The sequence below is a fragment of the Roseateles sp. DAIF2 genome, assembly GCF_015624425.1.
In the GTDB taxonomy this organism is placed as follows: domain Bacteria; phylum Pseudomonadota; class Gammaproteobacteria; order Burkholderiales; family Burkholderiaceae_C; genus Kinneretia.
Genome location: NZ_CP049919.1, coordinates 5,012,488 through 5,029,401, shown reverse-complemented (window position 1 = coordinate 5,029,401; position 16,914 = coordinate 5,012,488). Strand labels below are relative to the sequence as shown.

Below are 16,914 nucleotides of genomic sequence, written 5' to 3'. Positions count from 1 at the left end.
AGGAATGGCGCCCGCGGCTCCCTAGAATGTCCGGTCCTGCTTTCCCGAGGCCCCGTCAGCAATGTCCGAAGGTCAGATCCGCATCCGCGGCGCGCGTCAACACAATCTGAAGAACCTGGACCTGGATCTCAGGACCGGGGAGCTGACCGTGGTCACCGGCCCCAGCGGCTCCGGCAAGTCCAGCCTGGTGTTCGATACCCTCTACGCCGAGGGGCAGCGCCGCTATGTCGAGACCTTCTCGGCCTATGCCCGCCAGTTCCTGGACCGCATGGACCGGCCGGCGGTGGACAAGGTGGACGGCGTGCCGCCGGCGATCGCGATCGACCAGACCAACCCGGTGCGCACCAGCCGTTCGACCGTCGGCACGATGACCGAGCTGAACGATCACCTGAAGCTGCTGTTCGCGCGCGCCGCCGGATTGTTCGACAAGCAGACCGCGCAGGCGGTGCGCCACGACACGGCGCAGACGATTTACGCCGAACTTCTGCAAAGAACGGCTACAAATGATCCCAGGCTGATACTCACCTTTCCAGTTGAATTGCCGGCCGGCACCAGCGCCGAGCAGGTGCAGCAATGGCTGTCGGCCAGCGGCTTTACCCGCATCCAGGCCGAACGCGAGGTCGGCACACCGACCGGCCCGCGCAAGCTGCTGGACGTGGTGGCGGACCGCTTTCGCATCCAGGGCGCCGACAAGCAGCGCGCGATGGAGGCGATCGAGCTGGCGCTGAAGCGCGGTAGCGGCCGGCTCAATGTCTACGTGCTGCCGGCCGAGGAAGGCCCCGAGCCCGAGCTGTGGCGCTACTCGACCGGCCTGCATTGCCCCGACAGCGACCTGCGCTACCAGGACCCGCAGCCGGCGCTGTTCTCCTTCAACTCGGCGATGGGCGCCTGCGAGACCTGCCGCGGCTTCGGCCGCGTGATCGGCGTCGACCTGGGCCTGGTGATCCCCGACGAGAAGAAGACCCTGCGCGGCGGCGCGATCAAGCCGATGCAGACGCCGGCCTGGAAGGAATGCCAGGACGACCTGATGAAGTACGCCGGCGAGGCCGGCATCCCGCGCGACACCGCCTGGAACCAGCTGACCCAGGCCCAGCGTGACTGGGTGGTCAACGGCAGCCCGGCCTGGAACGGCAACTGGAACAAGCAGTGGTACGGGGTCAAGCGCTTCTTCGACTACCTGGAGAGCAAGGCCTACAAGATGCACATCCGCGTGCTCTTGTCCAAGTACCGCAGCTACACCACCTGCGGCACCTGCAACGGCGCGCGGCTGAAGACCGAGGCGCTGCTGTGGCGTGTCGGCGCCAAGGAACTGGCCGACGCGGTGCTGCCGCCTGCCGAGCGGGTGATGCCCGAGGGCGTGGCCTGGAGTCGCGCGCAGTTGGAGGCGCTGCCGGGCCTGGCGCTGCACGACATGATGCAGCTGCCGCTGCATCGGCTGCGCCGCTTCGTCGACGAGCTGCAGCTGCCCAGCACCATGCTGGACGAGGCGCTGAAGCTGCTGCTGGACGAGATCCGCAACCGGCTCAAGTACCTCTGCGATGTCGGCATCGGCTACCTGACCCTGGACCGCCAGAGCCGCACCCTGTCCGGCGGCGAGGTGCAGCGCATCAACCTGACCACGGCCCTGGGCACCTCGCTGGTCAACACCCTGTTCGTGCTGGACGAGCCCAGCATCGGCCTGCATCCGCGCGACATGAACCGCATCGTGCAGGCGATGCAGCGCCTGCGCGACGCCGGCAACACCCTGGTCGTGGTCGAGCATGACCCGGCGGTGATGCTGGCCGCCGACCGCCTGATCGACATGGGCCCGGGCCCGGGCGAGAAGGGCGGCGCGATCGTGTTCGACGGCACGCCGGAGCAGATCCGCAGCGCCGACACCCTGACCGGCGCCTACCTGGGCGCGCGCAAGCATGTGGGCATGGGCATCAAGCGTGTGGTCGAGGCCGGCACGCCCAAGCTGATCCTGGAGGGCGCGCGCGAGCACAACCTGAGGAACGTCAGCGTCGAGTTCCCGCTGCAGCGCATGGTGGTGGTCACCGGTGTCTCCGGCTCGGGCAAGAGCACCCTGATGCAGGACGTGCTCTATCCGGCGCTGGCGCGCCATTTCGGCCAGGCCACCGAGGCGCCGGGCGTGCATGACCGCCTGCTGGGCGCGGACCATCTGGCCGACGCGGTGTTCGTCGACCAGTCGCCGATCGGCAAGACCGCACGCTCGAATCCGGCCAGCTATGTCGGTGCCTTCGACGAGATCCGCAAGCTGTTCGCCGATGCGCCGCTGGCCCGGGAGCGCAGCTACGGCGCCGGCATGTTCAGCTTCAACGCCGGTGACGGCCGCTGCCCGACCTGCGGCGGCTCGGGTTTCGAGCATGTGGAGATGCAGTTCCTCTCCGACGTCTACCTGCGCTGCCCCGATTGCGACGGGCGCCGCTACCGGGCCGAGCTGCTGGATGTGAAGCTGTCGCGCTTTGATCGTGAGCTCAGCGTGGCCGATGTGTTGGAGCTGACGGTCAGCGAGGCGGTGTCGCTGTTCAGGGACGACCGCGAGGTGGTGGCCAAGCTGCAGCCCATCGTCGATGTCGGCCTGGAATACATCAAGCTGGGCCAGCCGGTGCCGACCCTGTCGGGCGGCGAGGCGCAGCGCCTGAAGCTGGCCGGCTTCCTGGCCGAGGCGGCCACCAGCGCCAGCAAGACCCGCCAGGCGGTGGCGAAGAAGGGCACGCTGTTCCTGTTCGACGAGCCGACCACCGGCCTGCATTTCGACGACATCGCCAAGCTGATGCGCGCGCTGCGCAAGCTGCTGTCGGCCGGCCACTCGCTGATCCTGATCGAGCACAACCTGGATGTGATCCGCGCGGCCGACTGGCTGATCGACCTCGGCCCCGAGGGCGGCGAGGACGGCGGCGAGATCGTCGCGGTCGGCACGCCGGAGGAGCTGAAGGAGCATCCGCGCTCGCACACCGCGGCGGCGCTGCGCGAATATGCGCAGCATATGGACCGCCCGGCGATGCCGGTGGAGGAGGGGCGCCCGCTGCAGAGCATCGTGCGCGCCCGCCGCGCCGCCGCCGAGGATGCGATCCGCATCGTCAACGCGCGCGAGCACAACCTGAAGTCGGTCGATGTCTCGATCCCGCGCGGCAAGTTCAATGTGATCACCGGCGTCTCGGGCTCGGGCAAGTCGACCCTGGCCTTCGACATCCTGTTCAACGAGGGCCAGCGTCGCTACCTGGAATCGCTGAACGCCTATGCCCGCTCCATCGTGCAGCCGGCCGGCCGGCCCGAGGTGGACGCGGTCTGGGGCATCCCGCCAACGGTGGCGATCGAGCAGCGCCTGTCGCGCGGCGGCCGCAAGAGCACTGTGGCGACCACCACCGAGGTCTGGCATTTCCTGCGCCTGCTCTATGTGAAGCTGGGCGTGCAGCATTGCATCCATGACGGCACGCCGGTGAAGCCGCAGAGCGTCGAGTCGATCGCGGCCCAGCTGCTGCGCGACTACAAGGGCCGGCATGTCGGCCTGCTGGCGCCGCTGGTGGTGAACCGCAAGGGCCTCTACACCGACCTGGCCAAATGGGCCAAGGCGCGCGGCCACAGCCATCTGCGCGTCGACGGCGAGTTCCTGCCGACCGCGCCCTGGCCGCGCCTGGACCGCTTCAAGGAGCACACCCTGGAGCTGCCGGTCGGCGATCTGGTCATCAGCGCCGACAAGGAGCCCGAGCTGCGCGAGCTGCTCGCCAAGGCCCTGGACCATGGCAAGGGCGTGCTGCACTGCTTAAGCCCCCTGGACGGGCTGCAGGATGCGATCAAGGCCGGCCGCAGCACCGCGGCGATTGGCCAGGTCAAGGTGTTCTCGACCAAGCGTGCCTGCCCGGCCTGCGGCACCAGCTATCCGGAGCTGGATCCGCGCATGTTCAGCTACAACAGCAAGCATGGCTGGTGCGCCGGCTGCGTGGGGACGGGTCTTGCCCTGACCCGCGAGCAGCGCAAAGCGCTGGACGATTCGCAGCAGGACAAGGACAACCGCGGCCGTGAGCAGGCCTTCCCGTCCGAGGAGGCCGAGGTCGAGGGCCTGGCCGACCGGCCCTGCCCGGATTGCCATGGCGCACGGCTGAACCCGACGGCGCGCTCGGTCAGCTTCGAGGATCAGGCGATCAGCACGGTGGCGTCCTGGAGCGTCGGCGAGGCGCGGGCCTGGATCGAGGGCCTGCGGCTCGTCGGCCGCGATGCCGACATCGCGCGCGATGTGGTCAGCGAGATCCGCGGTCGGCTGGAGTTCCTGGAGGAGGTGGGCCTGGGCTATCTGACCCTGGACCGCGCGGCGCCGACGCTCTCGGGCGGCGAGGCCCAGCGCATCCGCCTGGCGGCCCAGCTCGGCTCGAATCTGCAGGGCGTCTGCTATGTGCTGGACGAGCCGACCATCGGCCTGCATCCGCGCGACAACCAGATCCTGCTGAAGGCGCTCGGCACGCTGGGCGACAAGGGGAACACTCTGGTGGTGGTCGAGCATGACGAGGACACGATCCGCCGCGCCGACCACATCATCGACATCGGCCCCGGCGCCGGCAAGCGCGGCGGCACGGTGGTGGCGCAGGGCACGGCGGCCGAGCTGGCGCTGCACGCGGATTCCCTGACCGGCCGCTTCCTGGCCTGGCCCCTGCTGCACCCGCTGCAGGAGCGCCGAGCCATCGAGCCCGATGCGCCGAAGCTGACCGTGCTGGCCGCCGAGCTGCACAACCTGAAGAACGTGACGGTGGATGTGCCGCTGCACCGGCTGGTGGCGATCACCGGCGTCTCGGGCTCGGGCAAGAGTACCCTGGCGCGCGACGTGCTGCTCGCCAATATGGCAATGGCCGTGCCGCTGCGCAAGGATCCGAGCCAATGGGTCGGCGCCGCCGGCATCACGGGCCACAAGCAGGTGGACCGCGTGCTGGAGGTGGACCAGACGCCGATCGGCAAGACCCCGCGCAGCTGCCCGGCCACCTATATCGGCTTCTGGGATGCGATCCGCAAGCTGTTCGCCGAGACCCTGGAATCGAAGGCGCGCGGCTATGCGCCGGGCCGCTTCAGCTTCAACACCGGCGAGGGCCGCTGCCCCGGCTGCGAGGGCCAGGGCATGAAGACCATCGAGATGAGTTTCCTGCCGGACGTCAAGGTGCTGTGCGACCAATGCCATGGCCAGCGCTTCAACCCGGAGACCCTGGGCGTCAGCTGGCGGGGAAAAAGCATCGGCGACGTGCTGGCGATGGAGGTCGACGAGGCGGTGGAGTTCTTCGCCTCGATGCCGAACATCGCGCATCCGCTGCAGCTTTTGAAGGACGTGGGCCTGGGCTACCTGACCCTGGGCCAGCCCAGCCCGACCCTCTCGGGCGGCGAGGCGCAGCGCATCAAGCTGGTGTCCGAGCTGGTCAAGGTGCGCGACGACGTCACGCGCCGCGGCCAGAAGGCGCCGCACACGCTCTATGTGCTGGACGAGCCGACCGTGGGCCTGCACATGGCCGATGTCGAGAAGCTGATCCGCGTGCTGCACCGGCTGGTCGCGGGCGGGCATTCGGTGGTCGTGATCGAGCATGACCTGGACGTGATCGCCGAGGCCGACTGGGTCATCGACATGGGCCCCGAGGGCGGCAGCGCCGGCGGCGCGGTGGTGGTGGCCGGCACGCCGGAGGCCGTGGTCGCCTCGGGCAGCCATACCGGGGTGGCGCTGAAACCGGTCTTGGCGCGTGCGCTCTGAGTTGCTTGAACATGCGGCCGAGCTGGTCGAGCAGGCCGACCTGCTGGTGATCGCGGCCGGCGCCGGCATGGGCGTCGATTCCGGCCTGCCGGACTTCCGCGGTCGCGAGGGCTTCTGGAACGCCTATCCGGCCCTGGCGAGGGCCGGCATCGACTTCTATGCCGCGGCCAACCCGCAACGCTTCGCTGAAGCGCCGCGCCAGGCCTGGGGCTTCTACGGCCACCGCCTGGCGCTGTATCGCAAGACCCGACCCCATGCCGGTTTCGCGATCCTGCAGCGCTGGGCCGCGCACACCGACCATGGCGCCATCGTCTACACCAGCAATGTCGACGGCCAGTTCCAGGCCGCCGGCGTTGACGAGGCCGCGATCTGGGAATGCCATGGCTCGCTGCGGCATCTGCAATGCAGCGCGCCCTGCGGCGACGAGGTCTGGTCGGCCGACGACTTCGAGCCAACGGTGGACGAGGACCGCTGCGAGCTGACGAACGAGCCGCCGCTATGCCCGCGCTGCGGCGCGCTGGCCCGGCCCAATGTGCTGATGTTCAGCGACGAGGCCTGGGTCGACGCGCGCGAACGCGAGCAGGCGAGGCGCGTCGCGCCGCAGCTGGCCGCGGCGCGCCGGCCGCTGGTGATCGAGCTGGGGGCCGGCACCGCCGTGCCCTCGGTGCGCATCTTCGGCCAGCATGTGCTGCAGCGCCTGAACGGCCGGCTGCTGCGCATCAACCCGCGCGAGTCGACGGTGCCGAGCGGCCGCGATGTCGGCCTGGCCGCGGGGGCGCTGGAGGCCCTGCGCGCGCTCGACGTTCTGTTGACCTGACGGGGGTATCACCCAGCGACGTCCGAGGATCCGGCTTTGCCGGTCCTGCGGACGTGCCCCCTTGAGGGGGCGCGCGCAGCGCGTAGGGGGTGGGCTGTTACTTAGGGGGTTTCTCGAAGCGCTTGGGGCGATAGACGTTGCCGTCCCATTGGCCTTCGACATTGCCACCACCGCCGCTGCCGCGCTTTGCGCGCTCGATCGCTTCCAGCGCGGCCTCATGGGCGGCGCGGCGGCGCTCGCGGGCGCTGAAGCGGCGCTCCAGGCGCTGGCGCAGGCCCTGCCAGGCGCGGGTCAGGCGGGTCTCCAGCCAGAGCCGCTGATGCCGGCCCAGGCACATATGGACCGCCAGCGCGAGGCAGATCAGCAGACCAAAACTGGCGAAGACTTTGACAAGCATGAGGGGCCGCGGGGCGCATCGGGCGGCGGGCGGCGCAGGGCCGATACTAGCCGAGAAGACCGCCCGGCGGTGACCTCCTTGCGGGGGAGGAATCCCGGTGGTGGCCGCTCAGGGCGCGGCCACCACCACCTTGACCTGCTGACCCGCCGCCGGCAGGCCGCCGGCGGCGCCATAGCGGCCGTTCAGCAGGCGCAGCCGGGCCTCGTCGACCACCGAGCCCTTGGCCAGCTCGGCGAAGCCGCCGGCCGGGAAGGGCTTCAGCGCGATGCGCCAGGGCTTGGCCAGCTTGCGGTCCTCGGCCGTCAGCGCGCGAAAGCTGCCCTCGGCCTGGGCCAGGGCCGCGCGGCGCTGCTGCAGGGCCTGGGCGTCGCGCGCGGCATAGACCAGCGCATAGACCTGACCCTTGCTGCCGTTCACCAGGGTCAGCGTGGCCTGGCTGCGCTGGCCTTTCGAGTCGCGCCGCAGGCCGCTGAAATGGGTCGCCGTCAGGCCGTTGATCTGGCGCGCCTCGGTGCGGCCCTGCTCGGCGCCCCATTGGCGCAGGATGGCCTCGTGCGAGCTGCCGGCGCGGGCCGGCACGGCCTGCAGGATCAGCGCGGCGTCGCGCGCCGGGCTGATCACGGTCAACTGGTCGGCGCTGTTCTGCAGCTGCCAGCCGGCCGGTGCGGTCAGCGCGATGTCCAGCGCGGGATGCAGGAAATGGGCGCCGCGCACCAGGCCCTGGGCCGCGCTGTCGCCGAAGTCCATGCCCTCGATCGCCTTCAGGAAGGGCGCCCGGCCGGCATCGACCGGCGCGCCGCCCGGGCTGAGCTGCGCGGCCTCGTCGCGGATGCGCTGCAGGCGCGCCTCGTTGCTCGGGTGCGAGGCCAGCCAGCCGCCGCCGCTGGGCGCCTGGCGGCCCTGGGCACGGGCCTGGTCGGCCGCGTACTGCTCCTGGTCCTTCAGCACCTGGATCACCTCGATCATGTGCTTGGGATCGTAGTGCGTGCGGGACAGGTACTCGGCGCCGAGCTGGTCGGCCTGCAGCTCCTGCTCGCGGCTGTAGGAGGCCACATAGCCGGCCGCCACGCCCTGCGAGACCTGGCCCGCCAGGTCGGTGGCACCGCCGACGCCGCGCGACTCCAGCATCGCGCCCAGCACGGTCGCGGCCAGCACGCCCAGGCCGGCGTTCTGCTGGCGGGTGGCGCGCTGCGCACCATGGCGCGCGGTGACATGGCCGATCTCATGGCCGATCACGCCGGCCAGGTCGGCCTCGTTCTCCATATAGGCCAGGATGCCGCGGGTCACGTAGATATAGCCGCCGGGCAGGGCGAAGGCATTGACCTCGGGGCTGTCCAGCACGGTGAAATGCCATTCCAGCTCGGCGCGATGCGACTGCGCGGCCAGCTTGCGGCCCAGCGCGCCGACATAGGCCTGCAGCTTCGGGTCGTCGAGCGCGCTGTATTCCTTCAGCACCTCCTGGTGGGCCTTGCGGCCTTCCTCGACCTCCTGGCCCAGGCTCATCACGCTGCGCTCGGCGCGGCCGCTGACCGGGTTCACCACGGTGCTGCCGCAGCCGGCCAGCAGGGCGGCCGTCAGCAGCAGCGCGGGGCGGAAGAGGGTTCTCGCGCGTCGCATCATCGTCGTCATCGTCTCAGGCCGCCGGCTGGCCGCGCAGGGTCCACAGGGTCAGCACGCCTTCCGGCACCTCGCGGCTCAGCGCGTCACGCCATTGCAGATCGCCCAGGCGGGCGCGCTCCTCGGGCGCCAGGCCGCTTTCGTCGCCGCCCAGCAGTGCGATCGGGGCCAGCGCAGCGGCGGTCTTGTCGCGCTCGAACAGCGGGGTCCAGGCCTCGGCGGCCAGGTCGACCGCCAGCATGAAGCCGGTGCACCAGTCCTCGGCGTCGACCAGCTCCTCGCCTTCTTCCTGCTCGGCCACGCTGAAGATTGGCTCCCAGCCCTCGGGCCGGTCGCGCAACTGGCAGGCGATGCCATGCAGATGGCGCAGCACCAAGAGGCTCAGCTTCTTGCGCTGCTTGCCGCTGGCGAAGGGGGCTTGGCCATCGGCGCCGTCGCCACCCCAGACGGTGGGCAGCCAGGCCGCGCCGGGCAGCTCGGGCAGCGGGGTGGGGCTCAGCAGCAGGGCCACCAGATAGCCGTCCAGCGCCTCGATGTTCAGCGCGGCATCGCTGGGCAGGGCGGCCAGCAGGTCGTCGAGCTGGTTCAGCTCGTCGTCGGACAGCGGCAGGTTGTCGGAGGCGGGGTTGTAGCGGGGATATTCCATGGCGTGGGTCCTGGTGGCGCGCGGGTTCAGCCGTGGCGGCCGTGGCGGCTCTTGGGCTTCTTGTTGTCGAATTCGGCGATCTGCGCCTTCAGCAGGGCCAGCAGCACGCGGGCATTGGCCTCGGTCATGCTGATCACGCTGCTGGGCTCGATGCCCTCGATCGGCTCTTTGGGCGAGACCAGGGCATCCACCTTGAACAACACCAGGCCGTTGCTGGTGGTGGAGGCGGCCTTGAACTTCTGGATCTCGATCTGGTGCGTTTTCATGGCGTGATTCTCGGTGATGCGCGAGGGCTGCCGCTACAGTGCGGTCGGTGATGTCCAAGAATACCGATACCAAGCCCGCCCGCGCCAGCAGCAGCGAGGCCGAACGCCTGGGCCGCCCGCTGGCGGGCTGGCGCCTCAAGGTCTACACCATCATCTTCGAGGCCGACACCCGTGCCGGCCGCGCCTTCGACCTGGGCCTGATCGCGCTGGTGCTGTTCAGCATCGCGGTGGTGATGCTGGAGAGCGTCGCGGCGGTCAAGGCCCGCTTCGGCCCGGTGCTGAGCCTGGCCGAATACCTGCTGACCGCGCTGTTCACGCTCGAGTACCTGCTGCGCCTGGCCTGCGTGCGCCGCCCTTGGCGCTATGCGCGCAGCTTCTACGGCGTGGTCGACCTGCTGGCGGTGCTGCCGACCTATCTGGCGCTGTTCGTGCCGGAGCTTTATGCGCTGGTCGACGTGCGGGTGCTGCGCCTGCTGCGCATCTTCCGGGTGCTGAAGCTGGGTGCCTATGTGGCCGAGTACGCGCTGCTGGTCGAGGCGCTGCGCGCCAGCGCGCGCAAGATCCAGGTCTTCATCTCCATCGTGATGATGGTGGTGGTGATCATGGGCACGGTGATGTACGTGGTCGAGGGGCCGGGCAACGGCTTCACCAGCATCCCGGCCAGCGTCTACTGGGCCATCACGACCATGACCACGGTGGGCTTCGGGGACATCACACCCAAGACCGACCTGGGCCGCGCGATCGCCTCGGTGATGATGCTGCTGGGCTGGGGCGTGCTGGCGGTGCCGACCGGCATCGTCACCGCCGAGATGACGGCGGCGCGGCGCGGCCGGCCGACCACGACGCGCAGCTGCCATGAATGCCTCAGCGAGGGCCATCTGCCCGAGGCGCGCTTCTGCCGCGACTGCGGCGCGCGGCTGCCGCGCTACCAGCGCGACGACTGAGTCGATATCAGCGCCCGCGCAGGCGCTGCACCAGGGTGACGACCGCCACCACCAGGCCGCCGGCGATGATGCCGCTCAGCGCGTCGGCCAGCAGCTCGACCAGGGTCTGGGCGAAGCCGCCGACGCCCAGCGCCACCACCAGCTGCTGGATCGCCCCGTGCAGCCAGGGCAGGCCATGGGTCAGGATGCCGCCGCCGACCAGGAACATCGCGGCGGTGCCGGCCACCGACAGCGCCTTCATCAGCCAGGGCGCGGCGGTCAGGATGGCCTGGCCCAGGCCGCGGGTCGCGGGCTTGCGCGACAGCGCCAGGCCGGCGTCATCCAGCTTGACGATGCCGGCCACCAGGCCGTAGACGCCCACCGTCATCAGCAGCGCGATGCTGGTCAGCACCAGCAGCCGGGTGGTGAAGTCGCTGCCCGCCACCGTGCCCAGGGTGATCGCGATGATCTCGGCCGAGAGGATGAAGTCGGTGCGCACCGCCCCCTTGATCTTGTCCTCTTCCAGCGCCACCAGGTCCACCGCCGGATCGGCCGCGGCGCGGCCATGGGCCTCGCGCTCGGCTTCGGCGGCGCTGCCGTGCAGCAGCTTGTGCGCGACCTTCTCGAAGCCCTCGAAGCACAGAAAGGCGCCGCCCACCATCAGCAGCGGCGTGACCGCCCAGGGCGCCCAGGCGCTGATCGCCAGCGCGGCCGGCACCAGGATCGCCTTGTTGATGAAGCTGCCCTTGGCGACGGCCCAGACCACCGGCAGCTCGCGCTCGGCGGCAACACCTGTCACCTGCTGGGCGTTCAGCGCCAGGTCGTCGCCCAGCACGCCGCTGGTCTTCTTGGCCGCCAGCTTGGAGAGGATGGCGACGTCGTCCAGCACCGAGGTGATGTCGTCGAGCAGGGCAAGCAGGCTGGTGGCCATGGGTGACAGGTGGGCAGGGCTGGGAAGCCGCGTTTGTACCTCATCGAGGTGTCGCGGGACCCCGCACCGATGGGGGTATGGGCCGGGTTTTTCGCGGGGGTCAGGCCTTGCCTTTTGCGGATCGCTGGACTAAGTTGCAACATGGCCAGACCCCCACGCATCGAGTTCGCCGGCGCCGTCTACCATGTCACCTCGCATGGCGAGCATGGGGCGCCGATCTTTGCCGACGACGCCGACCGCACCACCCTGCTGGCGGTGCTGGCCCAGGCGATGCACCGCTTCGATGCGCAGCTGCTGGCCTACAGCTTTGCCGGCGATCATTACCAGCTGCTGCTCTACACGCGCCAGGCCAATCTCTCGCGCCTGATGCGCCATATCAACGGCGTCTACACGCAGAGCTACAACCGCCGCCACGGCGGCGAGGGGCCGCTGTTCCAGGGCCGCTTCAAGGCCCTGCTGGTGGACCGCGAACGGCTGCTGCTGGATGTCTGCCGCTATGTCGACCTCAGCGCGCAGCGCCTGGGCCTGGCCCGGCGCGGCGGCGACTGGCCCTGGCACAGCCTGGGCGCCCACACCGGCCTGACCGAGGTGCCGGACTGGCTGGACGTGCTGGGCCTGTTCGGCCATGTGCTGGGCCGCGAGGCGCGCGGTGCGGCCGACCAGCGCCGCGCCGCCGAGCGCTATGCCAAGCTGCTGGCCGCCGAGCCGGAGCTGGACATCTGGCCGCATCTGCGCCAGCAGATCTTCCTGGGCGACGAGGCCTTTGTGCGCCGCATGCTCGGCGGGCGCGGCGCGCCGGCCCGGGCCGCGGCGGCCAGGCCGCGGCGTGCCCCGCGCCCCTGGGCGCAATGGCTGCGCGAGAGTGGCTCCCGCGAGCAGGCCCTGTACCGCGCCCATACCGAGGGCGGCCTGTCGATGACCGCGCTGGCCGGCGAGCTGGGCCTGTCGGTCTCGCGTGTCAGCCGCCTGATCGCCGGCCACGAGCGCCAGCTGCGTTCGCCGAGCTGAGCCGATGCGTCGGCCGATCGCAGCCTTGCTGCTCGTTGCGGCCGGTCTGGTCGGGACCTGCGGCGCGGCGGCGCAAACGCTGCCCTATGCCGGCCCCCTGTTCGACGCCCATCTGCATTACAACGACGAGGCCCAGGGCCCGCATCCGCTGGCCGATGTGCTGGGCCGCATGCAGCGCAGCGGCGTGCGCGCGATCGTCGCGAACAGCCGCCCGAATGCCGGCACGCAAAGCCTGGCCGCGGCGCGCGAGACGACCCGGGCCGCCGGCGTGCGGGTCGTGCCCTTCCTGCGCCTGTATCGCAACCGCGACGATTACGGCGGCTGGTTCGCCGACGAGAGCATCTACCGCCTGGTGCTGGACGAGCTGGCGCGCGGCACGCCGGCCGGCCCCTACCGCGGCCTGGGCGAATTCCATCTCTACGACAGCGCGAACGCCGACGGCCCGGTGGCGAAGAAGTTGATGCAGCTGGCGGCCGAACGCGGGCTGGCGGTGCTGGCCCATGTCGACGATGTGGCGGTCGACAAGCTGATGGCCCATGCGCCGAAGGCGCGGCTGATCTGGGCCCATACCGGCATCGGCGGCGTGCCGATCGCGCGGGTGCGCGAGCTGCTGGCGCGCTATCCGCTGCTGCTGGGCGAGCTGTCCTACCGGCCGGGCCTGACCACGGCCGGCGGCCGGCTGGACCCGGCCTGGCGCGCGCTGCTGAGCGAGCAGCCGGAGCGCTTCCTGGTCGGTTCCGACACCTGGGTCAACCAGCGCTGGCAGTACTACGAGGGCCTGATGGCCGAGGCCCGCGCCTGGCTCGGCGAGCTGCCGCCGGAGGCGGCGCGCAAGATCGGCTGGGGCAATGGCGCGGCGCTGTTCGGCCTGGATCAGCCCTGAGCGAGCAGCCACTGGCGCAGGCTGCGCAGCGCGCGCTGCGTCTGGCTGCTCTTGCGGGTGCACAGCATGTAGCCGCGCTCCAGCTGCACCGGGCGGTCGAAGGGGATCGCGATGCGGCCGCCGGCCAGCTCGTCGTCGATCAGGCAGCGCTGCACCACCGCGACGCCCAGGCCCGCCATCACCGCCTGCACCAGCATCGCCACTTGCTCGAAATCGGCGCTGGGCTTGGGGTTGGCATCGCGCACGCCGGCGGCGGCCAGCCAGAGCCGCCAGTTGTCCGGATAGTTGCTGTGATAGAGCAGCGGGCGGCCCAGCAGCTCGGCCGGTTCGCGCAGCGCCTGGCGGCCGCGCAGCTCCTGCGGATGGCAGATCGGCACGATCTCGCGGCCGACGATGTAGTCGGCCGTGATGCCGGCCGGCCATTGGCTTTCGCCGGGGCGCAGCCAGGCGTCGACGGTGGCGTCGGAGAAATCCTCGTCGCGCCGGTAGGGCGCCAGGCTCAGCGCGATATGCGGATGCAGGGCCTGCCAGTCCGGCAGGCGCGGGATCAGCCATTTGGTGGCCAGGGTCGGCGCCACCGAGATGCGCAGCCGCGTCGTCGCCTCCGGCGCCCGCTGCGCGACGGCCGCGGCCTCCAGGGTCTGCAGCGCCGGCTCGATCAGCTCCAGGTAGTCGCGCCCGGCCGGCGTCAGCTCGTTGCCGCGCGCCTGGCGCACCAAGAGGCTCTGGCCCAGATGCTCCTCCAGCCGCGCCACCGCGCGGCTGACCGCGCCCTGGGTGACGCACAACAGTTCGGCGGCCTTCGAGAAGCTGCCCAGGCGGGCGGTGGCGGCGAAGGCGTGCAGCTCGTGCAGCGAGGGGGAGCGGATGCGCATGGGCCCCGATTTTGCTATGAGCCTGGCGCATGGCGGCGTGCGGATTTGTCGACCCATGCCCGGAGCGCAGAGCACAGAATCGCCGCCACCTATCCATTCATTCACCTTGCCCCCGACATGACGACCTTCGCCCGCCGTTCTCTGCTTGCCCTGGCCGCCTCCCTGAGCCTGGCGCCGCTGGGCGCCCTGGCCAACAGCGACTATCCCCAGAAGCCGGTCAAGCTGATCGTGCCCTTCGCCGCCGGCGGTTCGACCGACATGGTGGCGCGCCTGCTGGCCGACAAGATGGGCCCCTTCCTGGGCAAGACCGTCGTGATCGAGAACCGCGGCGGCGGCGGCGGCACCCTGGGCGCCGACGCGGTGGCCAAGGCCGCGCCGGACGGCTACACGATCGGCATGGCCACGCAGAGCACCCATGGCTCCAACCCGGCCGTCTACGCCAAGCTGCCCTATGACGCGGTGAAGGACTTCGCGCCGATCACCAATGTGCTGGCCGTGCCCAGCGTGTTCGTGGTGCACCCCAGCGTGCCGGCCAAGACGATGAAGGAGTTCATCGCGCTGGCCAAGGCCGCGCCGGGCAAGTACACCTTTGCCTCGCCGGGCAATGGCTCGCTGGGCCATGTGAACATCGAGAACTTCATGGACCTGGCCGGCATTGAGCTGCTGCACATCCCCTACAAGGGCGCGGGCCAGGCCTCGACCGATGCGCTGGCCGGCGTGGTCAACGCGATGACCGACAACCTGCCGTCGACCCTGCCCAACGTCAAGACCGGCAAGCTGCGCGCGCTGGCCGTGCTGGCGCCGCAGCGTGCGGCCGTGCTGCCCGATGTGCCGACCTACAAGGAGCTGGGCTTCGCCGAGATGGCCGAGGGCGGCTGGTTCGGTCTGGTGGCCCCGGCCGGCACGCCGCCGGCGGTGCTGAAGAAGCTGCACGAGGCGGCCCACAAGGCGATGCAGACGCCGGACTTCAAGGAGAAGGCCGCATCGATCTCCGGCATCCCGATGGCCAACAGCCCGGAACAGTTCGCGACCCAGATCAAGGCCGCGCTGGACAAGTACCAGCGCATCGCGACGAAGGCGAAGATCAAGATCGAGTGACTGGGGCCCACCCCCTACGGCCTGCGGCCGCCCCCTCAAGGGGGCGAGTCCGAGGGACCGGCGGAGCCGGATCCCTGGACTCCGCGCGATAAGAGCTCTGTTGTCTTTTGACCTGATGAAGTTCACTCCCGAGAATGCCCTGACCGTGCGCCTGCCGGAGGGGCAAGACCTGCCCCTGGTCTGCGATTCGCCGCACAGCGGCGTCGAGTACCCGGACGATTTCGCCAGCAGCCTGCCGCTGTGGCAGCTGCGCGCCGGCGAGGACACCCATGTCGACGCGCTGTGGCGCGACGCGCCGGCCCATGGTGCGACCCTGATCGCCGCGCGTTTCCCGCGCAGCTATATCGACCCGAACCGAGAGCTCGGCGACCTCGATCCCGAGCTGCTGGGCGGACCCTGGCCTGAGCCGCTGGCGCCGGGCGAGAAGACGCGCCTGGGCTACGGCCTGATCTGGCGCCAGATCGGCAAGGGCCTGCCGATCTACGCCCGCAAGCTCGCGGTCGACGAGGTGCAGGCGCGCATCGAGCATTGCTGGAAGCCCTACCACGCGGCGCTGGGCGCGGCGGTGGAGGGCGCCCATGCGCGCTTCGGCGCGGTCTGGCATCTGAACCTGCACTCGATGCCCAACAACGCCTTCGAGCGCCTGGGCCTGACGCGCAGCGACCAACTGGCCGATTTCGTGCTGGGCGACCGCGACGGCACGACCTGCGAGCCGGCGCTGCTGGACGTGATCGAGGCCTGCCTGCGCGGGCATGGCTACAGCGTCGCGCGCAACGACCCCTACAAGGGCGTGGCCCTGATCGGCCGCATCGGCCGGCCGGCCGAGCGGCGCCACAGCCTGCAGATCGAGATCCGCCGCCCGATCTACATGGACGAGGTCACGCGCGAGCCCAATGCCGGCTTCGAGCCGCTGCGGACCTGCCTGAACGAGACCCTGGCGGCGGTGGCCGCCCATGTGCGGCGCTCGCTCTGAGCGACGGCGCGCGCCGAAGAAGTCCCCAGCGCCTGTGGATAAATCCGTTGGCAAGCTGGCGATGGCGCGCCCAAGTGCTTGATGCGGCTGGCCTTTGCCTGGCCTGCCGCAAAAATGGGCAGGACCCGCGGGTGTCGCTCAGGGGCGCTCGGCCAGGGCCTTCAGGTTCGTCAGTCCGGCCTCGAAATCGGGCCCGACCATCTTGTCGCCGAACAGGGCCAGCCAGCGGAACAGCGGGTTGCGGCCCATGTCCCCGTCCATGCGCCAGGTGACACGCGTGCCCGCGCCCTCGGCCGCCAGCGTGAATTCGCCGGCCGAGGTGGTGCCGAAGTCGGGGAAGTACAGCTCATAGCCCAGGCGCCGGCCCGGCTCGGCGGTGGTGAAGCTCATGCGGCCGTCGCCCTCGCTCTTGCTCTTCCAGGCCCAGACCGCGCCGCTGCCCGATTCCGGGCCGCTGTACTCGATCTGCATCGCCGGATCGCGCCGGTTCCAGACCGACCAGTCCTTCCAGTGGCGCGGGTTCGCGACCAGGCCGTAGACCTTGTCCGGCGGGGCCTGGATGGTCACGCTGCGCGTCACGGTGAACTTGGATGACAGCAGCAGGCCGCCGAGCCCCAGCAGCAACACCAGCGCCAGCAGCAGCGCGAGCAGGATCTTCAGCAGCTTCATCGAGAGCCTCCTTGACCGGATCGGGGGCCCAGCATCGCGCGGGAGGGCGGTCGGCGGCAATGCGCGGATGCCCTAGACCCCGGGGC

14 protein-coding genes are annotated in these 16,914 nt (G+C 70.4%); 7 read left to right on the top strand and 7 right to left on the bottom strand.

Annotated features, from left to right (window positions below):
• Window positions 1-61 precede the first annotated feature (61 nt).
• Both uvrA and G8A07_RS23165 read left to right on the top strand, forming a co-directional pair.
• Complete coding sequence (gene uvrA / locus G8A07_RS23170; RefSeq protein ID WP_195794292.1) at window positions 62-5,725, top strand: excinuclease ABC subunit UvrA; 5,664 nt, start codon at window positions 62-64, stop codon at window positions 5,723-5,725.
• 1 nt (window position 5,726) lies between these two features.
• Window positions 5,727-6,542 carry a Sir2 family NAD-dependent protein deacetylase gene (locus G8A07_RS23165; RefSeq protein ID WP_249937112.1) on the top strand — a complete coding sequence of 272 codons (816 nt, stop codon included), beginning with the start codon at window positions 5,727-5,729 and terminating at the stop codon, window positions 6,540-6,542.
• A gap of 97 nt (window positions 6,543-6,639) precedes the next feature.
• On the opposite strand, the gene G8A07_RS23160 is transcribed toward G8A07_RS23165, so the two are convergent.
• From G8A07_RS23160 to G8A07_RS23145, 4 genes are all read right to left on the bottom strand, one after another.
• Complete coding sequence (locus G8A07_RS23160; protein WP_195794291.1) at window positions 6,640-6,939, bottom strand: hypothetical protein; 300 nt, start codon at window positions 6,937-6,939, stop codon at window positions 6,640-6,642.
• Between the two features lie 108 nt (window positions 6,940-7,047).
• Window positions 7,048-8,559: a M48 family metalloprotease gene (locus G8A07_RS23155; RefSeq protein ID WP_249937111.1), complete on the bottom strand. Its 1,512-nt coding sequence runs from the start codon at window positions 8,557-8,559 to the stop codon at window positions 7,048-7,050.
• 13 nt (window positions 8,560-8,572) lie between these two features.
• Window positions 8,573-9,202 (bottom strand): UPF0149 family protein, encoded by a 630-nt coding sequence (locus G8A07_RS23150; protein WP_195794290.1) that lies wholly within the window; start codon window positions 9,200-9,202, stop codon window positions 8,573-8,575.
• A gap of 26 nt (window positions 9,203-9,228) precedes the next feature.
• On the bottom strand, window positions 9,229-9,468 hold the full coding sequence (locus G8A07_RS23145; protein WP_195794289.1) for a hypothetical protein: 240 nt from the start codon (window positions 9,466-9,468) through the stop codon (window positions 9,229-9,231).
• Between the two features lie 50 nt (window positions 9,469-9,518).
• Here G8A07_RS23145 and G8A07_RS23140 point away from each other — a divergent pair, with 50 nt between their 5' ends.
• Window positions 9,519-10,412 (top strand): ion transporter, encoded by an 894-nt coding sequence (locus tag G8A07_RS23140; protein WP_195797924.1) that lies wholly within the window; start codon window positions 9,519-9,521, stop codon window positions 10,410-10,412.
• A gap of 7 nt (window positions 10,413-10,419) precedes the next feature.
• On the opposite strand, the gene G8A07_RS23135 is transcribed toward G8A07_RS23140, so the two are convergent.
• A complete protein-coding gene (locus G8A07_RS23135; protein ID WP_195794288.1) occupies window positions 10,420-11,322 on the bottom strand; it encodes a DUF808 domain-containing protein in 903 nt (300 codons plus the stop codon).
• A 141-nt stretch (window positions 11,323-11,463) separates the two neighbouring features.
• Here G8A07_RS23135 and G8A07_RS23130 point away from each other — a divergent pair, with 141 nt between their 5' ends.
• Both G8A07_RS23130 and G8A07_RS23125 read left to right on the top strand, forming a co-directional pair.
• Window positions 11,464-12,330: a transposase gene (locus G8A07_RS23130; protein WP_195794287.1), complete on the top strand. Its 867-nt coding sequence runs from the start codon at window positions 11,464-11,466 to the stop codon at window positions 12,328-12,330.
• A gap of 4 nt (window positions 12,331-12,334) precedes the next feature.
• Window positions 12,335-13,213, top strand: coding sequence for an amidohydrolase family protein (locus G8A07_RS23125; RefSeq protein ID WP_195794286.1), 879 nt, complete (start codon window positions 12,335-12,337; stop codon window positions 13,211-13,213).
• Here G8A07_RS23125 and G8A07_RS23120 read toward each other — a convergent pair.
• Entirely contained in the window at window positions 13,204-14,088 is an 885-nt protein-coding gene (locus G8A07_RS23120; RefSeq protein WP_195794285.1) for a LysR substrate-binding domain-containing protein, read from the bottom strand. The two genes, G8A07_RS23125 and G8A07_RS23120, sit on opposite strands and share 10 nt — an antisense overlap.
• A 117-nt stretch (window positions 14,089-14,205) precedes the next feature.
• On the opposite strand from G8A07_RS23120, the gene G8A07_RS23115 reads away from it, so the two are divergent.
• On the top strand, window positions 14,206-15,186 hold the full coding sequence (locus G8A07_RS23115; RefSeq protein WP_195794284.1) for a tripartite tricarboxylate transporter substrate binding protein BugE: 981 nt from the start codon (window positions 14,206-14,208) through the stop codon (window positions 15,184-15,186).
• Window positions 15,187-15,301: 115 nt separating this feature from the next.
• A complete protein-coding gene (locus tag G8A07_RS23110; RefSeq protein WP_195794283.1) occupies window positions 15,302-16,159 on the top strand; it encodes an N-formylglutamate amidohydrolase in 858 nt (285 codons plus the stop codon).
• A 138-nt stretch (window positions 16,160-16,297) separates the two neighbouring features.
• Here the strand turns inward: G8A07_RS23110 and G8A07_RS23105 are convergent, their stop codons facing one another.
• A complete protein-coding gene (locus G8A07_RS23105; protein WP_195794282.1) occupies window positions 16,298-16,828 on the bottom strand; it encodes an SRPBCC family protein in 531 nt (176 codons plus the stop codon).
• Between the last annotated feature and the right edge of the window lie 86 nt (window positions 16,829-16,914).

Excerpts from the sequence above, each read along its gene's own strand:
- uvrA (WP_195794292.1), top strand. The coding sequence starts at position 62 with ATGTCCGAAGGTCAGATCCGCATCCGCGGCGCGCGTCAACACAATCTG.
- G8A07_RS23160 (WP_195794291.1), bottom strand. The coding sequence starts at position 6,939 with ATGCTTGTCAAAGTCTTCGCCAGTTTTGGTCTGCTGATCTGCCTCGCG.
- G8A07_RS23155 (WP_249937111.1), bottom strand. The coding sequence starts at position 8,559 with ATGATGCGACGCGCGAGAACCCTCTTCCGCCCCGCGCTGCTGCTGACG.
- G8A07_RS23150 (WP_195794290.1), bottom strand. The coding sequence starts at position 9,202 with ATGGAATATCCCCGCTACAACCCCGCCTCCGACAACCTGCCGCTGTCC.
- G8A07_RS23145 (WP_195794289.1), bottom strand. The coding sequence starts at position 9,468 with ATGAAAACGCACCAGATCGAGATCCAGAAGTTCAAGGCCGCCTCCACC.
- G8A07_RS23140 (WP_195797924.1), top strand. The coding sequence starts at position 9,519 with ATGTCCAAGAATACCGATACCAAGCCCGCCCGCGCCAGCAGCAGCGAG.
- G8A07_RS23135 (WP_195794288.1), bottom strand. The coding sequence starts at position 11,322 with ATGGCCACCAGCCTGCTTGCCCTGCTCGACGACATCACCTCGGTGCTG.
- G8A07_RS23130 (WP_195794287.1), top strand. The coding sequence starts at position 11,464 with ATGGCCAGACCCCCACGCATCGAGTTCGCCGGCGCCGTCTACCATGTC.
- G8A07_RS23125 (WP_195794286.1), top strand. The coding sequence starts at position 12,335 with ATGCGTCGGCCGATCGCAGCCTTGCTGCTCGTTGCGGCCGGTCTGGTC.
- G8A07_RS23120 (WP_195794285.1), bottom strand. The coding sequence starts at position 14,088 with ATGCGCATCCGCTCCCCCTCGCTGCACGAGCTGCACGCCTTCGCCGCC.
- G8A07_RS23115 (WP_195794284.1), top strand. The coding sequence starts at position 14,206 with ATGACGACCTTCGCCCGCCGTTCTCTGCTTGCCCTGGCCGCCTCCCTG.
- G8A07_RS23110 (WP_195794283.1), top strand. The coding sequence starts at position 15,302 with ATGAAGTTCACTCCCGAGAATGCCCTGACCGTGCGCCTGCCGGAGGGG.
- G8A07_RS23105 (WP_195794282.1), bottom strand. The coding sequence starts at position 16,828 with ATGAAGCTGCTGAAGATCCTGCTCGCGCTGCTGCTGGCGCTGGTGTTG.